Source organism: Streptacidiphilus carbonis, assembly GCF_000787775.1.
Taxonomy (GTDB): Bacteria; Actinomycetota; Actinomycetes; order Streptomycetales; family Streptomycetaceae; genus Streptacidiphilus; species Streptacidiphilus carbonis.
In genome coordinates this window covers 116,122-138,697 of record NZ_BBPM01000015.1, presented here as the reverse complement: position 1 = coordinate 138,697, position 22,576 = coordinate 116,122, and the positions used below count along the sequence as shown (strand labels likewise).

The following is a 22,576-nucleotide window of genomic DNA, read 5'->3' as shown; positions in this document are numbered from 1 at the left end:
GCACCCATCGCAGTGCCGGACGTTCAGTGCCGCAGCGGGGCGGTGGCGAACTCCCGCATGCCGGTGGCGAAGGGGACCTGGGGCCGCCAGTCCAGCTCCTCGCGCAGCCGTCGCGAGTCGGCGGTGATGTGCCGCACGTCGCCGAGCCGGTACTGGCCGGTGACGGTCGGCGCCGGGCCGCCGACGGCCAGGGCGGCGGCCATGTCGGCGATGGTGTGCACGGTGCCGCTGCCGACGTTGTAGGCGCGGAAGTGCCCCGGCGGCTGCTCGGACAGTGCGCCGACCGCCGCGAGGTTGGCCGACGCCACGTCGGTGACATGGACGAAGTCCCTGCGCTGGGCGCCGTCCTCGAAGACCCTGGGCGCCTCACCCCGGGCCAGCGCGGAACGGAACAGCGAGGCCACGCCCGCATAGGGGGTGTCCCGCGGCATGTTGGGGCCGTAGACGTTGTGGTACCGCAGCGCGAACACCCGGCCGGCCGTGGCCCGGGCCCAGGCCGAGGCCAGGTGCTCCTGCGCCAGCTTGGTCGCGGCATAGACGTTGCGGGGGTCGGCGGCCGCGGACTCGTCCACCAGGTCCGGGCTGAGGGCCGCGCCGCAGCGCGGGCAGGGCGGTTCGAAGCGACCGGCGTCCAGGTCGGCCGGGCGGCGCGGCCCCGGGACGACCTCGCCGTGCTCGGCGCAGCGGTAGCGGCCCTCACCGTAGACGACCATGGAGCTGGCCAGGGCGAGCCGGGCCACCCTGGCCCGGGCCATCGCGGACAGCAGCACCGCGGTGCCCAGGTCGTTGCAGCCGGCGTAGTCGGGGGCGTCGTCGAAGTCCAGGCCGAGCCCGACCATGGCGGCCTGGTGGCAGACCGCCTGCATCCCGTGCAGCGCGCGCTCCACTGTCTCCCGGTCGCGGACGTCGCCGTGCACGAACTCGACGCCGTCGGGGAACGGCGGCGGCTCCTGGTGGGGATGGACGGCGGGCAGCAGCGCGTCCAGGACGCGGACGGTGTGGCCGGCCGAGCTGAGTGCGGTGGCCACGGCGGACCCGATGAAGCCGGCGCCGCCGGTGAGGAGGACATCCATACCGTGGACGTTAGGGCGCGGACGGCCGTCGCGGGGCGTGCCACGGGGTCACGTAAGGGGATCGTCAGAGGTACCTGCGAGGATGGGCGCCATGCGCATCGTGGTACTGGCCGGAGGAATCGGGGGCGCGCGCTTTCTGCGCGGGCTGAAGCAGGCGGTCGAGGGAGGGGAGATCACCGTCGTCGGCAACACCGGTGACGACATCCATCTGTTCGGACTGAAGGTGTGCCCCGACCTGGACACCGTGATGTACACCCTCGGCGGCGGCATCCACGAGGAGCAGGGCTGGGGCCGGGCCGAGGAGTCCTTCTCCGTCAAGGCCGAGTTGAAGGCCTACGGGGTCGGCCCGGAGTGGTTCGGCCTCGGCGACAAGGACTTCGCCACCCATATCGTGCGCACCCAGATGCTGGCCGCCGGGTATCCGCTGAGCGCCGTCACCGAGGCGCTGTGCGACCGGTGGCAGCCGGGGGTGCGGCTGATCCCGATGTCGGACGACCGGGTCGAGACGCATGTGCTCACCGAGGTCGAGGGGGAGCGGAAGGCGGTGCACTTCCAGGAGTACTGGGTGAAGCACCATGCCACCGTGCCCGCCTTCGCGATCATCCCGGTCGGCGCGGAGACGGCCAAGCCGGCGCCGGGGGTGCTGGAGGCGATCGCCGAGGCGGACGTGATCCTGCTGCCGCCGTCCAACCCGGTGGTGAGCGTGGGCACGATCCTGGCGGTGCCCGGCATCCGGCAGGCCCTGGTGGCTGCGCGGGCCCCGGTGATCGGGCTCTCGCCGATCATCGGCGGGGCGCCGGTGCGCGGGATGGCGGACAAGGTGCTGGAGGCCGTGGGGGTGGAGACCTCGGCTTCGGCCGTGGCCAAGCACTACGGCAGTGATCTGCTGGACGGTTGGCTGGTGGACGGGTCGGACGCCGGGGCGGTGGCCGAGGTCGAGGCGGCCGGGATTCCGTGCCGGGCGGTGCCGCTGTGGATGACCGACGTGGACGCGAGCGCGGCGATGGCGCGGGAGGCGCTGGCGTTCGCGGAGGCGGTGCGGGGCGAGTGACGGGGCATCAGGCGGCGGGGCTTCCGGTGGCGGAGCATCAGGCGGCGGAGCATCAGGCGGCGACTCTGCAGGTGTGGGCGGTGCCGGGGCTGCCGGAGGTCGTCCCCGGCGACGACCTGGGCGAGCTGCTGGCCGCGGCGGTGGGCGACACCCTGCGGGACGGCGATGTGCTGCTGGTGACCTCCAAGGTGGTCAGCAAGGCGGAGGGCCGGGTGGTCCGGGCCGACGACCGCGAGGCCGCCATCGACGCCGAGACGGTACGGGTGGTCGCCCGGCGCGGCCGGACCAGGATCGTGGAGAACCGGCAGGGCATGGTGATGGCCGCGGCGGGGGTGGACGCGTCGAACACCCCGGCCGGGACCGTGCTGCTGCTGCCGGAGGACTCGGACGCCTCGGCCCGGGCTCTGCGCAAGCGGCTCGGCGAACTGACGGGTCGTCGGGTGGCGGTGCTGGTCACCGACACCTTCGGACGGCCCTGGCGCAACGGACTGACCGACGTGGCGATCGGCGCGGCCGGGATCGACGCACTGGAGGACCACCGGGGGCGGCTGGACTCGCACGGCAACGAGCTGTCGATGACGGTCACCGCGACCGCCGACGAGCTGGCGGCCGCCGGGGATCTGGTCAAGGGCAAGGCCGGCGGCCTGCCGGTGGCCGTGGTGCGGGGCCTGGGACGGCTGGTGACCGAGCAGGACGGCGCCGGGGTGCGGCCGATGATCCGCAGTGCGGCCGAGGACATGTTCCGGCTAGGCACGTCGGAGGCGGTCCGCGAGGCCGTGGTCGGGCGCCGTACCGTGCGCCGGTTCACCTCGGAGCCGGTGGACGGCGCGGCAGTGCGGCGGGCGGTCGCGGCGGCGGTCACCGCGCCGGCGCCGCACCACACCACGCCGTGGCGGTTCGTGCTGCTGGAGAGCGCGGAGGTGCGGACCCGCTTGCTGGACGCGATGCTCGCCGCGTGGAACCGCGATCTGCGGGAGCTCGACGGCTGGACCGAGGAGCGGGTGGCGGCGCGGGTGCGCCGGGGTGATGTGCTGCGCAACGCGCCGTACCTGGTGGTGCCCTGTCTGGTGATGAACGGCTCGCACGACTACCCGGACCCCGGGAGGGCGGCCGCGGAGCGGGAGATGTTCGTGGTGGCGATGGGCGCCGCGGTGCAGAATCTGCTGGTCACGCTGGCCGGGGAGGGGCTGGGGACGGCGTGGGTGTCCTCGACGATGTTCTGTCGGGACGTGGTGCGGGAGACGCTGGCGCTGCCGGGCGGGTGGGACCCGATGGGGGCGGTCGCCGTCGGACACCCCGCGGAGGCGGCGCCCGATCGTGCAGCGCGGGACGCGGGGGCGTTCATCGAGGTGCGCTGAAGCCTTCTTGCGGGTTGTTCACTGCGGACCATAGTTGGCTGGTCGCGCAGTTCCCCGCGCCCCCGGGTAGGTGCCACTTGCTCACGGTGGGTCAGTTGCAGCCCCCCAGGGGCGCGGGGAACTGCGCGACAAACCAAGCACAAGCCGCACCTTAGAACCCGCGGTAATCGATCGGCGCATAACGCGGCGCATGCCGGGGCGCGCGCAGGCGCGTGGTGCGGAGGAGGCGGCAGACGCGGTGGCGGTGCCCCCGGTAGGGCTCCAGCAGTTCGAGCATCACTGCGTCGTCGCTGCGTTCGCGCCCGGCCAGGGCCCAGCCGACGGTGTTGGGGAGGTGCAGGTCGCCGACGGTGACCGCGTCGGCGTCGCCGTTGCTGCGCTGCAGGGTCTCGGCCACGGTCCAGACGCCGATGCCGGGGACCGAGGTGAGCAGCGCGGTGGCCTCGGGGGTCGGCAGCACCGAAGCGCGTTCGAGGCGGGCGGCCAGCCTCGCGGCGCGGACCACCGCCGCGGAGCGTTTGCCGTCCACGCCCGCGCGGTGCCACTCCCAGGACGGGACCATGGCCCAGTCGCGGGCCGACGGCACGATCCGCATCCCGGCCGGCGCCGGACCCGGCGCGGCCGCGCCGTGGTGCAGCAGCAGGGTGCGCCAGGCGTCGTGGGCCTCGCCGACGGTGACCCGCTGGCCGAGGATCGCGGGCACCAGGGACTCCATGACCAGGCCGGTCCGGCCGATCCTGAGCCCGGGGTTGCGCCGGTGCGCGTCACGGAGCAGCGCGTTGCCGCAGTGGTCGAAGCCGGACGGGTCGTCCTCGGCGCCGAGCAGCGCCGGCAGCCGGTCGAGCAGCCAGTCGGCGCCGGGGCCCCAGGCCCTGGCCTCGACCGCGGCCGGGGTGCCGGCCAGCCGCAGCGTGCCGAGACCGCCGGGGGTGCGCGAGCAGCGCCAGAACGCGCCGTCCGGAGTGCGGCGGAAGGCGGGGTCGCGCGGACCGAACCTGAGCACCCCCAGCGTGCCGGCGACATCGAGCGCCCCCTCAGGACGCCAGACCCGCTGGGCCTCAGCCGCCTCGTCCGTACGCATCCCGCCAGGGTACGGGGTGGGGCAGCGGTGCGGACGTGAGTTCTGCGGCTGAAGCCGCTTGTCGTTTCCTGACCGGGTTTCTCCGTCCGGTGCTGGATGGGGTCGCAATCTCACGATCCCCAGGGCATAGGCTGAGCACACCATGAGCCAGACACCCCTCAGCGGCGCAGAGACCCCCGCCGATCTGCTGCGCTCCGCCCTCGCGACCGACCCTGCCCGTCCACTGATCACCTACTACGACGACGCGACCGGCGAGAGAGTCGAACTCTCCGTCAAGACCTTCGACAACTGGGTGGCGAAGACCGCCAATCTGCTGCAGGACGATCTCGCCGCGGCTCCGGACGACCGCGCGGCGCTGCTGCTGCCCGCACACTGGCAGACCGCCATCTGGCTGTTCGCCTGCTGGTCGGTGGGGCTGACGGTGCTGCCGGGCGGCGATCCGGCCGAGGCGTCGCTGGTCGTGAGCGGCCCCGACACCCTGGAGCAGGCGCTGGCCTGCCCCGGTGACCGGGTGGCGCTCGCGCTGCGCCCGCTGGGCGGGCGCTTCCCCGAACTGCCGACGGGTTTCCTGGACTACGCGGCCGAGGTGCCGGCCCAGGGCGACCGTTTCGTCCCCTACGCGCCGGTGGATCCGGACCGGCCGGCCCTGGTGATCGACGGCGAGCAGCTGACCGGGGCGCAGGTGGTGTCGCTGGCCGCCGAGCAGGCCGCCCGGCTGGAGGTGGGCCCGGGCGACCGGGTGCTGAGCACGCTCTCCTTCGACGACTGGGCCGGGCTCGGCGGCGGGCTGCTGGCGCCGTTGGCCGCAGGCGGCTCGGTGGTCCTCTGCCGCAACAGCGAGAAGCTGGCGGAGGAGGCGCTCGAACAGCGGATGGCCTCGGAGCGGGTGACGCACCGGGTCAACTGACCGTCAATCCGACATGTGTGGACCATTCGGCGCCGGGTAGCCGCTCTTCCGGAGCACGTGCGGCGACGTCTGGGACGTGCCCTGCGGCTTCCGTGCCATCCATGGGGAATCTGTGCAACTACCTGCGGCGTTCGCGCGTCTGACAGGTGAACACACGTTCTTCACAGTCGCCTGGCAGCGACGGTCATGCATGGGGGTGGATCACCGGTGCCCGAGGGAACTGGGGACGAGCAGAAGCAGAATCCTTCCTCTTCCGCTGACGACCCCGCCGACGGCCCCGCCGACGACTCCGGTGACGGCACCGGCTCCGCGCCGGACGACGGCGCCCCGGTGTTCCCGCAGTACCGCCGCCGCCGCTGGCGGATCATCCGCTGGGTGGCGCTGGGCCTCGGCCTGGTGCTGGTCGGCGCCTCGGTGACGGTGTGGCTCGGCTACCGCAAGCTCAACCACAACATCCACACCGACACCACCACCGAGAAGCTGCTCGGGCCGCCGGCCCTGCGCCCCAGCGTGGTCCCGATCGCCTACGACGCCGAGAACATACTGATCATCGGCTCCGACAGCCGCGACGGCGCCAACAGCGCCTACGGCGACCCCAACGGCACCGCCAGGTCGGACACCACGATCCTGCTGCACCTGTCCAAGGATCGTAAGAGCGCGGTCGCGATGAGCATCCCGCGCGACGCCATGGTGCAGATCCCCGCCTGCCAGCTGTCCGACGGCAGCCACACCAAGGCCCAGTTCGCCCAGTTCAACTGGGCGTTCGAGTTCGGCGGCACCGCCTGCACCATCCGCACCCTGGAGAACCTCACCCAGATCCGGATCGACCACTTCATGGTGGTCGACTTCAACGGCTTCAAGAACATGGTCAACGCCGTCGGCGGGGTCCAGGTCTGCCTGGCGAAGCCGGTCGACGACCCCGACTCGCACCTGGTACTGCCCGCCGGACGGCAGACCATCAACGGGAACCAGGCACTGGGCTTCGTCCGGGCCAGGGAGACCCTCGGCGACGGCAGCGACACCGAGCGGATGGGCCGTCAGCAGCAGTTCCTCTCCTCGCTGGTGCAGAAGGTGGAGAGCAACGGGGTGCTCTTCAACCCCACCAAGCTGTACCCGCTGCTGGACGCGGCCACCTCGGCCATCACCGTGGACCCCGGGCTGAACAGCGTGGGCAAGCTCTACGACCTGGCGACCAGCCTGAAGGACCTGCCCAGTGACAAGCTGGTACTGCTCACCGCGCCCCGGGAGCCGTACGTCTACGACACCAACCGGGACCAGTTCCAGCAGCCCGAGGCGAACGAGCTGTTCACCCGGATAAGGAACGACGAACCGGTACAGGTCTCCGGCGCGGCCGGCGGAGCCTCCCCCGCCGCATCGCCGTCCCGGACGCCGTTTACGTCTCCGTCCACGTCTCCGTCCACGTCTCCGTCCACCGCCGCTTCCACGTCGGCGCCCGCGTCGGCGTCCACCGCCGCGGCCGGGGCGGTGGGGTCGGCCGCGAGCAGTTCGGCCGCGGCCGCTCCCACGCCCGCTCCGGGGCCGACCTTCAGCGGACGCACCGCAAACCAGGACATCTGCGCATCATCCTGACCTCCCCCACCGCCCTCCGCACCTGCCTCATGAGCAGACCGGCTAGTGTGGCCGACTCAGACGCATGCTGAGGAGAGCGGAGCGGCGGGTGCAGAGGGGCCATGGGACGGGAGCGGATCCCGGCTTCGACGGCGTCGAAGCCGTCGATCCTGCCGACCTCTGGGTCCTCGATCCGGTGACCGGGGAGTACCGGATGCGGCTGCCCGGCGAGCCGCCCCCGCCCGCACCGCCGCGACCGGCACAGGACCGGACGCCGCGGCACCCCGCGGCGGCCCCCTGGCCCACACCCGGGTCCACGCCCGACTCGACGCCCGCGTCGAGGCCGGCACCGGCTCGGACTCCGGCGGCGGAACCGCGTCCGCCCCGCCGGGCCGCCCGGCGGCGGCAGCAGGCCCGGGGCGGGCCCTGGCTGGCCGGGGTCGCCGGCTTCCTGCTGCTCGTCGGCGGAGGCTGCATCTACGTCCTGGTCGAGAGCGCCCACGGCGGCTCCGCCCAGGCCGCGTCGACCGGGAGCGCCGCCGCGAGCCCGAGCGCCAGTTGCTCCGCGGCGCCGACCAGGGCTGCCGTCCCCGTGCCCGAACCCGCCGTCTCCGGCAGCTTCCTGGCCGGCGCGAAGGCCGCCCCGCTGGACACCCGGGTGACCGTGCTGAACGGCAGCGGCACCCTGGGCGCGGCCGAGTCGGTGCTCAGCTGGATGCAGAACACCGAGAAGTGGCTGCGCACCAGCAACGGCGGCCCGGCGGACAGGACCGCGAGCACCTCCCTGGTGTACGCGCCCGACCACATCAGCCAGGCCCGCACCGTGGCCGCGGCGATGGGCCTGCCCGCGTCCGCCCTGCACGGCGACGGGAAGACCACCGGGCTGCGCGACCCCATGGTGCTGACCCTGGGTCAGGACTTCCACGGCATAGGCAAGCCGTTCGCGGCTCCCACCCCCGCGGCCGCTGCCGGCACCTCGACGACGGCGGCCTGCGGCAGCCATTAGCCCGGTGCGCACCGGGCGCAGACGCCCGAGACGCACGAAGGCAGGCCACCGCCGATGAGCAGCAACCAGCCCGGCAGCAACCGGACCAGCACCCGACGCCGCAAGGCCGAGCCCCCGGGGCGGCGACGCAGGAACGAGCCGGCCGGGCGACCGCAGCTACGGATCCGCCGGATCGCGCTGGGCTGCGCCCTGCTGCTGCTCATCGGCGCGGGTTGCGCCTGGGGCTATGTGCAGTACCTGGACAGCAACATCAAGCACGGCGCGCTCAGCTTCGGCGACCAGGGCAGCACGTCCGAGGACGCCGGCGGGCACAGCGCGCTGAACATCCTGATGATCGGATCGGACACCCGGGACACCGCCGCGGACCTCTCCCTGGGCGGGGCCAGGGCCAGTGTGGGCGGCCCGGTCCACGCCGACGTGGAGATCCTGCTGCATGTCTCGGCGGACCGCAGCAACGCCTCGCTGATCAGCATTCCGCGCGACACCATGGTCGACATCCCGGCCTGCACCGATCCGGCGACCGGGAAGTCCTATCCGGAGTCGCCGCACGAGCAGATCACCGACAGCCTGTCGCACGGCGGACCCGGCTGCACCGTGTACACCTGGCACCAGCTGACGGGCATTCACATCGACCACTACATGATGGTCGACTTCGGCGGCGTGGTGAGCATGGCCGACGCGGTGGGCGGGGTGCCGGTCTGCACCCAGGGCAATGTCGACGACCCCTATTCGCACCTGCGGCTGAGCAGGGGCACCCATGTGGTCAAGGGCGTCCAGGCACTGGAGTGGCTGCGCACCCGGCACGGCTTCGGGGACGGCAGCGACCTGTACCGGACCCAGGTCCAGCACATGTACCTGACCTCGATGCTGCGCCGGCTGCGCTCGGCCGGGACGCTCACCGACCCGGGCCGGATCCTGTCCCTGGCCGACGCCGCGACCAAGGCGCTGACCGTGGACGACGGCCTGGACAGCGTGGGCAGGCTGGCCGGGCTCGCCGACCAGCTGAAGGGGCTCCAGCCGGACCGGCTGACCACGGTGACCATGCCGTACGCGGAGGACCCGAGCAACCCCAAGTCCTGGGTGATCCCGATGCCGGGCGACGCGGAGCGGCTGTTCTCGATGGTGCGCGGCGACATCCCGCTGGACTCCCACGGGAAGCCGGCCGCCCCGGCCGCCGGCTCCCCCTCCGCCTCGGCATCGGGGGCGGCCCCGGCCCCGTCGGGTTCCGCGCCGACCGCCCCGGCCGCAGCGGCGGCCCCCGCCGAGGTGCGCCTCACCGTGCAGAACGGCAGCGGCATCGCCGGACGGGCCACCGCTCTCACCTCGGCGCTGCGCGCCGATGGCTTCACCCGCACCCGCAACGGCCTCAACGCCCCCGCCCACCAGCGCACCACCACCCTCAGCTACGCCCCCGACGACGCGGCCGGGGCCCGGCTCGTCGCCGAGGCCCTGCACCTGCCCGCCGCGGACCTGCAGGAGCAGGCCGGCACCCCGCGCCCGCTGCTGGTGGTGGGCTCCGACTGGCCCTCCGGAAGGGTCTTCCCGACCGTGGCGACGCCTTCGCCCGGCGCGGTGCCGACCACTGCGGCGCTGCAGAGCGGGGACGAGAGCAAATGCGCAAAGGTGAACCCTGTTTACGCTTGGTGACGAAATGCGCCGCTAATGTCCCGGTAGCTCCTTTTTCCTCATGGTTGTGAATTTGGCAGGGAAGAACACTCGGTGATGTACGGACGGTCTCGAATGGATATAGTCCGGGCAGGCGGCGCGCAGGGGAGAAGGCGGCCGCCGGGTCGCGCCTCGGGGGTGGCGGCGGCCCCGGAGACTCACCGGGGGGCGAACTGCCTTTGCCGTACGAAGACGAATCATCGACCGCGTTCCAGGGCCGCGCGGCCGCCCGAAAGGCCGCGAAAAGCAGTCGCCGCAAGAAGCCCCCGCGCGGGAAGCGAATAGCGAAGTACACCGCTTTCGGAACCGCCGGGGTACTGGTGCTGGGCGCGGGGGGCGCCTACGCCTATGTGTCGTACCTGAACAGCAACATCAGGACCAGCCACTTCGCCGGGGACCACAAGCTGCCGCCGCCGAAGACGGACGCCAACGGCCACAGCGCGCTGAACATCCTGCTGATCGGCACGGACACCAGGGACAAGCCGGAGGACTGCGCGCTCGGCGGGTCCTGTGCGGACAGCGGCCCCGGCAACGCGGACGTGGAGATCATCCTGCATGTCTCCGCCGACCGCAGCAACGCGTCCATGCTGAGCATCCCCCGTGACACCGACATGGAGATACCCGCGTGCACGGCCGTCAACGGCACCAAGTACACGCCCATCCACTACATCATCAACTCCAGCTTCGGCCGCGGCGGTGCGGGCTGCACCGAGGCCGCGGTGGAGGCGCTGACCGGCATCTCCATCACCGACACGATGACCATCGACTTCAGCGGCGTGGTGGCCATGGCCGGCGCCGTCGGCGGCGTGCCGGTCTGCCTCAACCAGAACATCGACGACAACTACGTCTACACCGACAAGACCGGCCGGCACGACGAGGGTTCCCACCTGATCCTGGCCGCGGGCAAGCACATCGTGCTCAACTCCCTGCAGTCGCTGGAGTGGCTGCGCACCCGGCACGCCTTCGCCCCGGACGGCAGCGACATCGGTCGCGCCGACGCCCAGCACATGTACCTCAACTCGCTGATCCGGACCCTGCGTTCGAACGGAACGGTGACCGACCCGGGCAAGATGCTGAGCCTGGCGAACAGTGCGATCAAGAGCATCGTCTTCTCGGACAACCTCAAAAGCGTTCCCAAGCTGATCGGGCTGGCGGACCAGCTCAAGGGGGTGAAGACGGACCGGATCGAGTCGGTGACCATGCCGTACGTCGCGGACCCGAAGAACCCCACCGCCTGGCTGGTGCCCGAGCCCGGCGCGGCCCAGCACCTCTTCTCGATGATCGCCAACGACATCCCGCTGACCACCGAGCCGACCGCGGCCTCCTCCGCCTCGGCCTCGGCGAACCCTTCGACCGCACCGTCCGCGTCGGCGTCACCGTCCGCGTCCAGGAGCGCGACCCCGCCGCCCGCCAAGGGCAGCTTCCCGGTCACCGTGGTCAACGCCAGCGCCGGCCAGTTCGACAACCGTGCCTCCGGCATGGTGGCCTCGCTCAAGGCGCTGGGTTTCACCGGGTCGAAGACCGGCAGCAGCCCGGCCACCGCGGCCAAGACCAGCACGCTGACCTACCCCGCCGCCCTGCAGGCCCAGGCCGCGGAGGTCGCGACGGCACTGCACCTTACCGCCGCGGCGGTGAAGCAGTCGGCCGACGCCACCGGGATCACCCTGGACATCGGCCTGGACTGGCCCAGCGGCGCCGACTTCCGCACCACGCTGCCCAAGCAGGGCTCGGTACCGAAGGACTCGCACGCCAAGAACGCCGACGACAACAGCGGCTGCATGAACGTGATGCCCAACTACCAGTGGAAGGGCAGCACTCCCCCGTCGCAGCCGAAGCTCTGACGGACCGTCCGCCGGCGCCTCAGCGCGCCGGCGCGCCGTCCCGGTCGACCGCGCCGGCCACCGGGACGGTGCTGGCGATGACGCGGCGGGCCAGCGACCGGGGGCTGGTCAGGAAGCCCCAGCCCCAGGACATGTGCATGGTGGCCAGCGCCAGCGGAAGCCGGACCCGGGCGGCGAAGGAGAGGCCGCGGCCCTCGCGCAGCGAGCCCAGCAGGATCGCCGCCGCGTAGCCGCCCGGGGCCACGAACAGCAGCGGGTGCAGCAGCACCCCGCCGACCAGGCCGAGGCCCACGGCCAGGACCGCGGCCGGCGGCGCCAGGTAGCGCAGGTTCACCGAGCCCTTGTGGTACCGGGACACCACCCGGCGCCAGCGGCCGTAGTCCCGGTACTGCCGGGCCAGCGCCCGCATGCTGGGGCGCGGCCGGTAGGTGACCCTGAGCTCGGGGGTGAACCAGATCAGGCCGCCGTCCTGGCGGATCCGGTAGTTCAGCTCCCAGTCCTGGGCGCGGAGGAACTCCTCGTTGTAGCCGCCGAGCTGCTCCAGTACCTCGCGGCGGAACACCCCGAGGTAGACGGTGTCGGCCGGGGCCGCCTCGCCGCCGGTGTGGAAGGCCGCGTTGCCGACCCCGATCCGGGAGGTCATCGCGGCGGCGACGGCCTTCTCCCACTCCGTCTCGCCCTCGGCGTGCATGATCCCGCCGACGTTGACCGCGCCGGTGGTGTCCAGCAGCCGGACCGCGGTGGCGATGTACCCGGGGGTGAGCAGCCCGTGGCCGTCGACCCGGACCACCACCGGGAAGCGGGAGCCGCGGATCGCGGCGTTGAGCGCCGCGGGGGTACGGCCGCCGGGGTTGGGGACGGTCCGCACCTCGCGGTCGCTGCCCGCCGTCTCGGCCACCAGCTCGGCCGCGATCCGGTCGGTGTCGTCCTTCGAGGGGCCGAGGGCGATCACCACCTCGAGTGGGGCGGGGTAGTCCTGGGCCAGGATCTGCCCGACGGCGTCACGCAGGTGCCGGGACTCGTCGAGCACCGGCATGATCACCGAGACGGGCGGCAGCGGCTGCGCCCCGGAGGCGCTGGAGGCGGCATTGGCGTTCATATGCGGCCACCGTACCGGTGGGTGCCGTCCACCGCCGAACGGGCTGCGGCACAGCCCTGCCGCAGGCACCGCAGGACCACCTGACGGAGTGACAGTCGCGACACCCCGGCGGTGCTCCGCGGTGCCGCGCCCACCTCGTCCTACGATCCGAAGGATGCCTGCCGAGCCCCGGAAACCAGCTCCGCCACCCGCCTCGCCGCTGCGGCGCCGGGTACTCTGGACCGCCGCGGCGCTGTCCTGCGCGGTGCTGGCCACCAGCGGGATCGGCCGGGCCGTGGTCAGCGGCGTGGGCGACTCCATCGGCAGGGTGAACGTCTTCGGCGGCCTCAGCCACCGGCCGGCCGACGACGCCGCGACGAACATCCTGGTCGTGGGCACCGACGACCGGGACGGCGTACCCCAGCGGACCCTGCAGTCGCTGCACGCCGGCGGGGAGTCCTGCCACTGCACCGACACCATGATGCTGGTGCACCTGTCCGCCTCCGGGGAGGGGGCCAGCGTGGTCAGCATCCCGCGCGACAGCTTTGTCGACATCCCGGCCCACCAGGACCTGGCGACCCGGCAGGCGGTCCCGGACTCCATGGGCAAGATCAACGCCGCCTACGGCATGGGCGGGCCCCCGCTGACCGTGGCCACCGTCGAACAGGCCACCGGCCTGCGCATCGACCACTACCTGCAGCTCAACTTCCTCAGCTTCGTCAGCACCGTCGACGCCCTGGGCGGCGTCCCGGTGTGCACGGACCGGCCGCTGCACGACCCCAAGTCGGGGCTGGACCTCCCGGCCGGGACTACCAGGCTGGACGGGGCGACCGCGCTGAAGTACGTCCGCGCACGCTATGTGGACCCCACCGCGGACCTGGGGCGGATGCAGCGCCAGCAGAAGTTCGTCGCCCAGGTCATCGAGCAGGCGACCGGGTCGGGGACGCTGCTCAACCCGCTCAGGCTGCAGCGGGTGCTCTCCACGGTGCTGGGTTCGGTCAAGGCCGACGAGGGGCTCAGCGGCAAGGACCTGCTGGCGCTGGCCACCCGGATGAAGGACCTGCGGCCCTCCTCGGCCTCCTTCGCGACCGTGCCGCTGTCGGACCTCGACCACCAGGTCCCCGGCTGGGGCTCCACCGTGCTGTGGGACAAGCCGCGGGCCGCCGAACTGTTCGCCGCGCTGCGTGCGGACCGGCCGCTGACGCCGCCCGCGCGCAAACCGTCGGCCTCGCCCTCGCCCTCGGCGCGCGGCAGCGCCGCCGCCGGGAAGGCGCCGGTCCAGGTGCGGGTCGCACCGGGGCAGGTACGGGTGCAGGTGCAGAACGGCTCCGGGGTCACCGGGCTGGGCGCCAGGGCCGACCTGCTGCTGCGCGCCGACGGGTTCGCGACCAGCGGCTACGCCAGCAACGCCGCCGGCCCGGACACCGCGGCGCGGACCGTGATCCGCTACGACCCCCGCTGGGACGAGTCGGTGAGGACGCTGGCCGCCGCCCTGCCCGGGGCCCAGCTGGTGGCGGTGCCGCAGCTGGGCGACACCCTGCAGGTGGTTCTGGGTAAGGATTTCACCGGAGTCGCCAAGGTGAAGGCGCCGGCCCCCGTCCCCGCCGCGAGCACCCCTGCTCCCAGCGGCAGCAGCCCCGCCAAAGCCCCGCCGATCGCCGCGACCCGGGGCGACGACGTCATCTGCACCTGATCGCCGGGACACCGCCACGGGGCCTTCACCGCGATGCATCAAAACGGCTACAGCCTGCCCGAGGCGGCCTTCTCCGTACCTGACAGACAGAAAAACAGGGCATCCTCGGGCGTATGACGACGCACGACGGGTGGGACAACGGGTCCAGCGCACGCCGGAACGCCGGCGGCGGCGACATCAGCGGATGGGAGACCCGCACCAGTAGGCCGGGCCAGGGTGGCCAGGGCCAGAGCGGGTACGGCCAGAGCGGGTACGGCCAGGGCGGCCAGGGCTCGCGCGGCCAGGGCCAGGGCGGCTACGACCAGGGCCGGCAGCCGCTGCCGCCCGAGCTCAACCCGCGCGGTCCGGGTGCCGGCCGGCGCTCCGGGCAGCAGGTGGGGGGCCGTCCGGTGCCGCAGCAGGGCTCGCCCGCCGGCGGGCTGCCGCCGGAGCTGGACCCGCGCGGCCCCGGCCGCGGCACCCGGCCGAGCGGCCCCGGCGGACCCGGCGGCGGCAACGGGGCCGGGACCGGACCCGGGCGGCGCAAGTGGTCCCGCAGCCGCAAGATCCGCTTCAGCCTGTTCACGCTGGTGCTGGTGCTGCTGGTGGTGAGCGTCGGCACCTACTTCTGGGCCGACTCCAAGCTCAACCACAGCAATGTGCTGGTCGACTACGCGGGCCGCCCGGCCGCCGGCAAGGGCACCAACTGGCTGATCATCGGCTCGGACAGCCGGGAGGGCCTGAGCAAGGCGCAGCAGCAGGCGCTGCACACCGGGTACGACACCGGTGCGCGCACCGACTCGATGATGATCCTGCACAGCGGGTCCAACGGGAACACGCTGATGAGCATCCCGCGCGACTCCTACGTCACCATCCCCGCCTGGACCGACAGCAAGGGCGTCAAGCACAGCTCCGCCAAGCACAAGATCAACGCCGCCTACGCCGAGGGCGGCGGCACGCTGATGGTGCAGACGCTGGAGTACAACACCGGCATCCACATCGACCACTACGCCGAGATCGGCTTCTCCGGCTTCGTCAATGTGGTCAACGACCTCGGCGGCATCGACATGTGCCTGGACAAGGCGATCGTCGACAAGGCCTCGGGCGCCAACCTCAAGGCCGGCTGCCAGACCCTGAACGGCGCCCAGTCGCTGGCCTTCGTCCGCGAGCGGCACCAGGAGGCCAGCCAGGACCTGGCCCGGATGAAGCACCAGCAGCAGTTCCTGTCGGCGCTGTCGCACAAGGCGACCTCGGCGGGCACCCTGCTGAACCCGTTCACCCTCTACCCGACCCTGGACAGCGGCCTGTCGCTGCTGACCGTGGACAACAACACCGGCCTCACCGACCTGGGCTCGATGTTCTTCGCGATGAAGGACGTCCAGAGCGGCAAGGGCAAGACCATCACCGTGCCGATCGCCAACGCCAACTACCCCACCGCGTCCGACGGGGACGCGGTGAAGTGGAACATGAACGAGGCGGAGCAGGTCTTCAACGCCTTCAAGAACGACAGCACCGTGCCGACCTTCTCCAGCTGACCGGCCTCGGGCCCACCCCGGCGACACCGCAGGGGGCGCAGGGGGCGCACGGCGGACCGTCGGAAAGCGAGCGGGGCGTACGGCGGACGGGCCAATTTCCGGCCCGCCGCCGTGCGCCCCGTTCGCTTTCCGCCCGGTGGAGCCGATGATCGGACCATGACCGGCCCCGAGGAACCCCTGCCGCCCGAGCTGTCGCCGCGGGCGCAGGCCGCCAGGCTCGGCGGGGTGCCCGAGGAGCAGGCCGACCCCTCGGCCGGCGGCGCCTACCGGGCCGGCCGGCGCGGTAGGAGGGCTGAACGGGGGCCTGAACACGGATCAGGGCAGGGATCCGGCCAGGAGCCCGGCCAGGGGCCCGCGGGGAAGCCCAAGCGCCGGCGCAGCCGTTGGAAGTCGCTGCTGCTCCTGCTGGCCGTGCTGGTCGCGCTGTTGCTGCTGCTCGTGGCCGCCACCTGGATCTGGGCCGACGGCAAGCTCGCCAAGGTGTCCGCGATCACCGACTACAGCGGGCGCCCGGCGAACGGGCCCGGCACCAACTGGCTGATCGTCGGCTCGGACAGCCGGGCCGGGCTGACCGCCCGTCAGCAGCAGGAGCTGCACGTCGGCTCCGACACCGGGGTCAACACCGACACCGTCATGGTGCTGCACAAGGGCGCCAACGGCCCGGTGCTGATGAGCATCCCGCGCGATTCCTACGTCACCGTCCCCGGCTACACCGACAGCCGAGGCACCGCGCACTCCGCCCACAAGGACAAGATCAACGCCGCCTTCGCGGCCGGCGGCCCGCAACTGCTGGTGAAGACGGTGGAGACGACCACCGGCATCCATCTGGACCACTACACCGAGGTCGGCTTCACCGGGGTGGTCGACATCGTGAACTCGCTGGGCGGGGTGCCGATCTGCCTGTCCGCCCCGGTCAAGGACGCCAAGTCGGGCGCCGACCTCAAGGCGGGCTGCCAGACCCTCAACGGCACCCAGTCGCTGCAGCTGGTGCGCACCCGCTACTCGCTGCCCGACTCGGACCTGAGCCGGATCCAGAACCAGCAGCGGTTCCTGCAGGCCATGGCCAAGCAGGTGGTCAGGCCCGGCACCTGGCTGAACCCGTTCACCCTGTACCCGTTCCTGAGCGCCGCGCTGGACTCGCTGAGGGTGGACCAGGGCACCGGGATGTGGACGCTGAGCCAGTTCGGCCTGCAGATGCACAGGGTCAGCGGGCCGGGCGGGAAGACCGTGACGGTGCCGCTGGCGACGCAGGACTACACCACACCCGGCGGAGCCTCCGCGGTGCTGTGGTCCCCCAGTGGTTCGGCGGCCCTGTTCGACGAGATCCAGAATGACCGGCCAATCACCACCGCGAGCAACCCGTCGGGCACCAAGGGAAATTGACTTCGCGTCAACCCACGTGCCGTGCAAGGGGGTTGGAGCCGATGGAGTTGGCGACGGCAAAGCTGACCGAACCCGGGCGGTAGCGGTCGTCGGACCACTCGATCGGCCGCCCGGCATGGGTGGTGGTGGTCCGGCGGATCCGCAGCAGCGGTCCGCCCCGGCGGATGCCCAGCAGTTCGGCGTCCTGGGTCCCCGCGGCGACGGCGTCGATGGTGTGCTCGCCGTAGGCGAAGATGATGCCGACGTCGTCGTAGAGGGCCTGGACCACCGACTCGCAGTCGGCCGGGAGCCGCTCGACCGCCTCGGCCACCCAGATCGGATAGGCGTTGCGCTCGACCAGGACGGGCTCGCCGTCCAGGCCGCGGACCCGGAGCACCTGGAGCACCTCGGCGCCGGCGGCCAGCTGCAGCCGCTCGACCTCCTCGTCGCTGGCCGGGCGGCGGAACTGCTCGATCACCTGCCCGGTCGCGGTGCGCCCCATCGCCCCGGCCCACTGGGCGAAGCTGCGCAGCTCGGCGAAGCTCTGGCTGCGGCGGTTGCCGAGGACCACCCGGCGGGCGCCCTGGCGGGATCCGATCCGGCCCTCGGAGGTCAGCGCGGCGACGGCCTGGCGGACCGTGCCCCGGGACACCTCGTAGCGGGCGGCGAGGTCGCTCTCGGTGGGGAGGGTGCCGCCGACGGGGTACTCGCCGCGGTCAATCGCGCGGCGGAGCTCCTCGGCGATCTCCTCGTGGCGTGCTGCCACCGTGGGAACCTCCCTGTGGGTGCGGTTGGATTGTGCACAGTGCTGTCACCCCAGGGCCGCCAGTGCGGCCCCGGGGCGGTCGACTGCGTGATCGTACCGTTACCTGCGTTGGGCGTGAAACACCGGTCCAGAACACGGGATAACGACAGCCGTCGGAACGGCACCGTCCACGTCACGTTAACCGTCGCGTCATCATGCTCGGGCGTACTGTCTCCAGCTTGTCCGAACAAGTCTCGCCTTTCAGACGCCTCGTCAGGAGACCTCGTGACCCCCTCCCGCACCCGGGCCGCCGCCCTTGCCGGCGTCCTTGCGGCCGCAGCGCTCGCTGTCAGCGCCTGTGGTTCCTCTACGCCGACGACCGCCGCAGCCGGATCCTCCGCCGGCACTGGTACCAAGAGCGCTGCCACCGCGACCTCCGCGGCCGACCTCGGGGGCATGGACGCCCTGATCGCGGCCGCCAAGAAGGAGGGCTCGCTCAACGCGATCACCCTTCCGCGCGACTGGGCCAACTACGGCGCGATCATGGACGGCTTCACCAAGAAGTACGGCATCAAGATCAACGACGAGAACCCCGAGGGTTCCAGCCAGGACGAGATCAACGCCGTCACCACCCGCAAGGACCAGGGCCGCGCGCCCGACGTGATGGACCTCGGCGGCGCGTTCGCCCTCAGCGGCGCCAAGCAGGGCCTGTTCGCCCCGTACAAGGTCGCCACCTTCTCCTCCATCCCGGCCGGGCAGGCCGCCACCGACGGCTCCTGGACCTTCGACTACGGCGGCTACGTCTCCATCGGCTGCAACGAGACCAAGGTCAAGGACTGCCCGAAGACCTTCGCCGACCTGCTCAAGCCCGAGTACAAGGGCATGGTCGCGCTGAACGGCGACCCGACCCAGGCCGGCGCGGCCTTCGCCGGCGTCTACGCGGCCGCCCTCGCCAACGGCGGCAGCCTCGACAACATCCAGCCCGGCCTGGACTTCTTCACCAAGCTGAAGAAGGCCGGCAACTTCAACCCGGTGCAGGCCAAGCAGAGCACCGTCGAGTCCGGTGAGACCCCGATCACCATCGACTGGGACTACCTCAACGCCGGCTACTCCGCCGAGTTCAAGTCCAAGGGCATCAACTGGCAGGTCAACGTCCCGACCGACGGCCTGTACGCCAACTACTACAACCAGGCCGTCAACAAGTGGGCGCCGCACCCGGCCGCCGCGCGGCTGTGGGAGGAGTACCTCTACAGCGCCGAGGGCCAGAACCTGTTCCTCGGCGGCTTCGCCCGACCGGCCGAGATGGACGCCATGAAGACCGCCGGCACCCTGGACACGGCCGCCGCCGCCAAGCTGCCCGCCGTCTCCGGCACCCCGACCTTCCCGTCCACGGACCAGACCACCAAGGCCAAGGCCGTGCTCGCGGCCGGCTGGGCGAAGGCCATCTCCGGGTGAGCACCGCCGACCCCGCTCTCCAGGACGGGGCCGTCGCGCCCCTCCGCCGCCCGGGCAGCGTGCTCAGCGTGCTGCGCCGGGCGGCGGCGGGGCGCCTCGCCGTCGTCCCGCTGCTGCTCTTCGTCGCCGTGGCGTTCGGCATCCCCGCCGTCGCCATGGCCCACGGTGCGTTCTACACCAACACCGCCACCAGTGCCCCCGGCACCGCCTCCACCTTCACCACCGGCAACATCACCGCCTCGCTCCAGGGCGGCTACCTGACCGCGCTGACGGGCAGCGTCAAGCTGTCCGCGGTCTCGGCGCTGATCGGCACCGTAGGCGGGCTGCTGCTCGCCCAGGCCGTGGTGACCTCCCGGTTCAAGGCGCTGCGGCACGCCGTGCTCAGCGCCTCCGGCGTGCTCGCCAACTTCGGCGGCGTGCCGCTGGCCTTCGCCTTCATCGCCACCCTGGGCAACGCCGGGGTGCTGACCACGCACCTGCACCTCAAGGACGCGGGGTGGAGCCTCTACACCTTCTGGGGCCTGACCCTGGTCTACCTCTACTTCCTCGTGCCGCTGATGGTGCTCAGCGTGCTCCCCTCGCTGGACGGGCTGCGCCGCCAGTGGCGCGAGGCCGCCCAGAACAACGGCGCGACGCTGTGGCAGTACTGGCGCCATGTGGCGCTGCCGGTGCTGGCCCCCTCGCTGCTCGGCGGATTCGTGCTGCTCTTCGGCACCGCCTTCGCGGCCTACGCGACCGCCGCCGCCATGGTCGGCGCGTCGGTGCCGCTGATCACCCTGCAGATCGCCAACGCCCTCAACGGCAACGTGGCCGCCGACGCCAGCAATGTCGCCCTGGCCATGAGCCTGGACATGGTGGTCATCGCCGCCCTGGTGATGGTCGTTTACCTGCCCCTGCAACGCCGGAGCGCCCGATGGCTGGTATGACCGCAGCAACCCTGACCAAGGCGATGGACCCGCCGCCCGGCGCGCAGAAGTCCGCGCGCCGCCGCGGCCGTCCGCGTTTCGGCCGTGCCGCCGTACTGGTGGTCTTCGGGCTGTACTTCGTCGTCCCGATCGCCGCCACCTTCCTGTTCACCGTGGACGACCCGGTGAAGGGCCTCAACCTCAGCGCCTACAGCCAGATCTTCGGCGTGGCCGGCCTGTGGCCCGCGCTGCGGCTCTCGCTGGAGCTCGCCGCGGCCACCATCGCGCTGGTCTACCTGCTGCTGGTGCCGGCCGTGGTCGCGGTCCGGCTCGGCGGCCCGCGGCTGCGCACCGTGGTCGAGGTGGTCTGCACCCTGCCGCTGGTCGTCCCCGCGATCGCGCTCACCGCGGGCTTCACCGACGTGCTCAAGTGGGGCAGCGACAGCATGGTCCCCGGACAGACGACCTTCGTCCAGCAACTGCTGATCGACATCCAGAACCCCGCCTTCCCGGTGATCCTGCTGCTCGCCTACACGGTGATGGCCCTGCCGCTGGCGTACCGCACCCTGGACGCCGGGATGCGGGCCCTGGACGTGCGCACCCTGCTGGAGGCCGCGCAGAACAACGGGGCGGGACGGGCCCGCGCCATCGTCACGGTGATCCTGCCCAACCTCCGCGGCGCCCTGATGAACACCGCGTTCCTCACCCTGGCGCTGGTGCTCGGGGAGTTCACCGTCTCCTCGATCCTGGGCTTCACCCCCTTCGCGGTCTGGATCGTCAACGGAAACGCGGCCGGGCAGGGACCGGTGACCATCGCCGTCTCGATCGTCAGCCTGGTGCTCACCTGGCTGCTGCTGCTCGTCATGTCGGCGGGCGGCTCCCGCCGTTCCTCCTCGACCCCCACCCATCAGTGAGCGCCGCCCTGTGACCACGCCGACAGCGACCACGCCGACAGCCCCGCCGACCCGGAGCCCCAGATGACCGACACGACTCCCGTTGTAGCAGCCCCCACTGACAACGCTGCCAAGAGCGGCACCACCGGCGCCACCGTCGAGTTCCGCGGCCTGCGCCGCAGCTTCGGGGCCAGCACCGCCCTGGACGGTTTCGACCTGACCGTCCGGCCCGGCGAACTGCTGGCCCTGCTCGGCCCCTCGGGCTGCGGCAAGACCACCGCGCTGCGGATGGTGGCCGGCTTCGAGACCCCCGACTCGGGCGCGGTCCTGGTGGACGACAGCGACATCACCGGGATACCGGCGCACCGCCGCGACGCCGGCATGGTGTTCCAGTCCTACAGCCTGTTCCCGCACCTGAACGCACGCGACAACGTCGCCTTCGGACTGAAGATGCGGCCAGCCCCCCGCCCGACCACCGCCCCTGTTCGACGCGCTTCGCGCCGCCCCATCGGCAGCGCCGAGCGCCGCAAGCGCGCCGACGAACTGCTGGAGCTGGTCGGCCTGCCGCAGTTCGGCGACCGCTACCCGCACCAGCTCTCCGGCGGCCAGCAGCAGCGGATCGCGCTGGCGCGCGCCCTGGCCCTGCGCCCGCGCGTGCTGCTGCTCGACGAGCCGCTGTCCGCCCTGGACGCCAAGGTCCGGCTGACGCTGCGTGAGGAGATCCGCCGGCTCCAGCAGGAGCTCGGCATCACCACCCTCTTCGTCACCCACGACCAGGAGGAGGCGCTGTCGATGGCCGACCGGGTCGCGGTGATGCACGCCGGACGCCTGGAGCAGTGCGCCGCCCCCGCGGAGCTCTACGCCCGCCCCACCACCGCGTTCGTCGCCGAGTTCGTCGGCACCATGAACCGGATCCCCGGACGCGTCGGCGAGGACCCCGGCACGGTCGAGGTGCTGGGTCGGCGACTGCCCGTGGACGGCGCGCGCACCGCCGCGCAGCAGGACGTCGAGGTCCTGGTGCGCCCCGAGAACGTGCTGCTCAGTGCCAAGGGGGGCACCGGGGCGATCATCACCGGCAGTACCTTCCTCGGCGCGGTCACGCGCCTCGCCGTCCAGCTCCCGGACGGCCGCACCATCAAGGCCGACCTCTCCACCCACGAGGCCGCCGCACTCCCCGCCGGCAGCGGGGTCACCGTCTCCCTCCCCGAGCGGCCCGTCCTGGTGGACGCCCGCGCCTAGGTGGTTCTGACGGATCCTGGCTCGGGCCGTAGGGGGCTGGTCGCGCAGTTCCCCGCGCCCCTGGGGGCTGCGCGCCAGCCGACTACGGCCCGCAACCGACCATCCGTCAGAACCACCACCCCCCCCACCCCCCCCCCCCCG

At 72.3% G+C, this 22,576-nt stretch carries 18 protein-coding genes; 14 read left to right on the top strand and 4 right to left on the bottom strand.

What is annotated here, in order from left to right; genetic code table 11:
• Positions 1–23: 23 nt before the first annotated feature.
• Positions 24–1,073, bottom strand: a complete 1,050-nt coding sequence (locus TR46_RS14455) for an NAD-dependent epimerase/dehydratase family protein (protein WP_042399816.1) — start codon at positions 1,071–1,073, stop codon at positions 24–26.
• Between the two features lie 91 nt (positions 1,074–1,164).
• Between TR46_RS14455 and cofD the strand changes: the two genes are divergently transcribed.
• Complete coding sequence (gene cofD, locus TR46_RS14450; protein WP_042399812.1) at positions 1,165–2,124, top strand: 2-phospho-L-lactate transferase; 960 nt, start codon at positions 1,165–1,167, stop codon at positions 2,122–2,124.
• A gap of 26 nt (positions 2,125–2,150) precedes the next feature.
• Positions 2,151–3,482, top strand: coding sequence for a coenzyme F420-0:L-glutamate ligase (locus TR46_RS14445; RefSeq protein ID WP_042399950.1), 1,332 nt, complete (start codon positions 2,151–2,153; stop codon positions 3,480–3,482).
• 151 nt (positions 3,483–3,633) lie between these two features.
• Here TR46_RS14445 and TR46_RS14440 read toward each other — a convergent pair whose 3' ends face one another.
• Entirely contained in the window at positions 3,634–4,563 is a 930-nt protein-coding gene (locus TR46_RS14440; protein ID WP_042399809.1) for a DNA-3-methyladenine glycosylase family protein, read from the bottom strand.
• Positions 4,564–4,705: 142 nt separating this feature from the next.
• On the opposite strand from TR46_RS14440, the gene TR46_RS14435 reads away from it, so the two are divergent.
• The 5 genes from TR46_RS14435 to TR46_RS14415 all read left to right on the top strand — a co-directional run bounded on the left by TR46_RS14435 (position 4,706) and on the right by TR46_RS14415 (position 11,551).
• Positions 4,706–5,470, top strand: a complete 765-nt coding sequence (locus tag TR46_RS14435) for a TIGR03089 family protein (protein WP_042399807.1) — start codon at positions 4,706–4,708, stop codon at positions 5,468–5,470.
• Positions 5,471–5,677: 207 nt separating this feature from the next.
• On the top strand, positions 5,678–7,060 hold the full coding sequence (locus TR46_RS14430) for an LCP family protein (protein ID WP_052432799.1): 1,383 nt from the start codon (positions 5,678–5,680) through the stop codon (positions 7,058–7,060).
• A gap of 88 nt (positions 7,061–7,148) precedes the next feature.
• Positions 7,149–8,045, top strand: a complete 897-nt coding sequence (locus tag TR46_RS14425; protein WP_052432798.1) for a LytR C-terminal domain-containing protein — start codon at positions 7,149–7,151, stop codon at positions 8,043–8,045.
• A 54-nt stretch (positions 8,046–8,099) separates the two neighbouring features.
• Entirely contained in the window at positions 8,100–9,692 is a 1,593-nt protein-coding gene (locus TR46_RS14420; protein WP_052432797.1) for an LCP family protein, read from the top strand.
• Between the two features lie 197 nt (positions 9,693–9,889).
• Positions 9,890–11,551, top strand: coding sequence for an LCP family protein (locus tag TR46_RS14415; RefSeq protein ID WP_042399800.1), 1,662 nt, complete (start codon positions 9,890–9,892; stop codon positions 11,549–11,551).
• 19 nt (positions 11,552–11,570) lie between these two features.
• Here the strand turns inward: TR46_RS14415 and TR46_RS14410 are convergent, their stop codons facing one another.
• On the bottom strand, positions 11,571–12,650 hold the full coding sequence (locus TR46_RS14410) for a glycosyltransferase family 2 protein (protein WP_042399797.1): 1,080 nt from the start codon (positions 12,648–12,650) through the stop codon (positions 11,571–11,573).
• Positions 12,651–12,804: 154 nt separating this feature from the next.
• Here TR46_RS14410 and TR46_RS14405 point away from each other — a divergent pair, with 154 nt between their 5' ends.
• The 3 genes from TR46_RS14405 to TR46_RS14395 all read left to right on the top strand — a co-directional run bounded on the left by TR46_RS14405 (position 12,805) and on the right by TR46_RS14395 (position 17,219).
• Complete coding sequence (locus tag TR46_RS14405) at positions 12,805–14,322, top strand: LCP family protein (RefSeq protein WP_084718484.1); 1,518 nt, start codon at positions 12,805–12,807, stop codon at positions 14,320–14,322.
• 113 nt (positions 14,323–14,435) lie between these two features.
• Positions 14,436–15,836 carry an LCP family protein gene (locus TR46_RS14400; protein WP_084718483.1) on the top strand — a complete coding sequence of 467 codons (1,401 nt, stop codon included), beginning with the start codon at positions 14,436–14,438 and terminating at the stop codon, positions 15,834–15,836.
• A gap of 156 nt (positions 15,837–15,992) precedes the next feature.
• Positions 15,993–17,219: an LCP family protein gene (locus TR46_RS14395; protein WP_052432795.1), complete on the top strand. Its 1,227-nt coding sequence runs from the start codon at positions 15,993–15,995 to the stop codon at positions 17,217–17,219.
• 7 nt (positions 17,220–17,226) lie between these two features.
• On the opposite strand, the gene TR46_RS14390 is transcribed toward TR46_RS14395, so the two are convergent.
• Complete coding sequence (locus TR46_RS14390) at positions 17,227–17,964, bottom strand: GntR family transcriptional regulator (protein WP_042399794.1); 738 nt, start codon at positions 17,962–17,964, stop codon at positions 17,227–17,229.
• A 264-nt stretch (positions 17,965–18,228) separates the two neighbouring features.
• Here TR46_RS14390 and TR46_RS14385 point away from each other — a divergent pair, with 264 nt between their 5' ends.
• The 4 genes from TR46_RS14385 (at position 18,229) to TR46_RS14370 (ending at position 22,435) form a co-directional block, all read left to right on the top strand.
• Positions 18,229–19,398, top strand: coding sequence for an ABC transporter substrate-binding protein (locus TR46_RS14385; protein ID WP_042399793.1), 1,170 nt, complete (start codon positions 18,229–18,231; stop codon positions 19,396–19,398).
• Between the two features lie 59 nt (positions 19,399–19,457).
• Entirely contained in the window at positions 19,458–20,324 is an 867-nt protein-coding gene (locus TR46_RS14380; RefSeq protein WP_042399934.1) for an ABC transporter permease, read from the top strand.
• Between the two features lie 23 nt (positions 20,325–20,347).
• Positions 20,348–21,217, top strand: a complete 870-nt coding sequence (locus TR46_RS14375) for an ABC transporter permease (RefSeq protein ID WP_439654361.1) — start codon at positions 20,348–20,350, stop codon at positions 21,215–21,217.
• 63 nt (positions 21,218–21,280) lie between these two features.
• Positions 21,281–22,435: an ABC transporter ATP-binding protein gene (locus TR46_RS14370; protein WP_042399789.1), complete on the top strand. Its 1,155-nt coding sequence runs from the start codon at positions 21,281–21,283 to the stop codon at positions 22,433–22,435.
• Positions 22,436–22,576 lie beyond the last annotated feature (141 nt).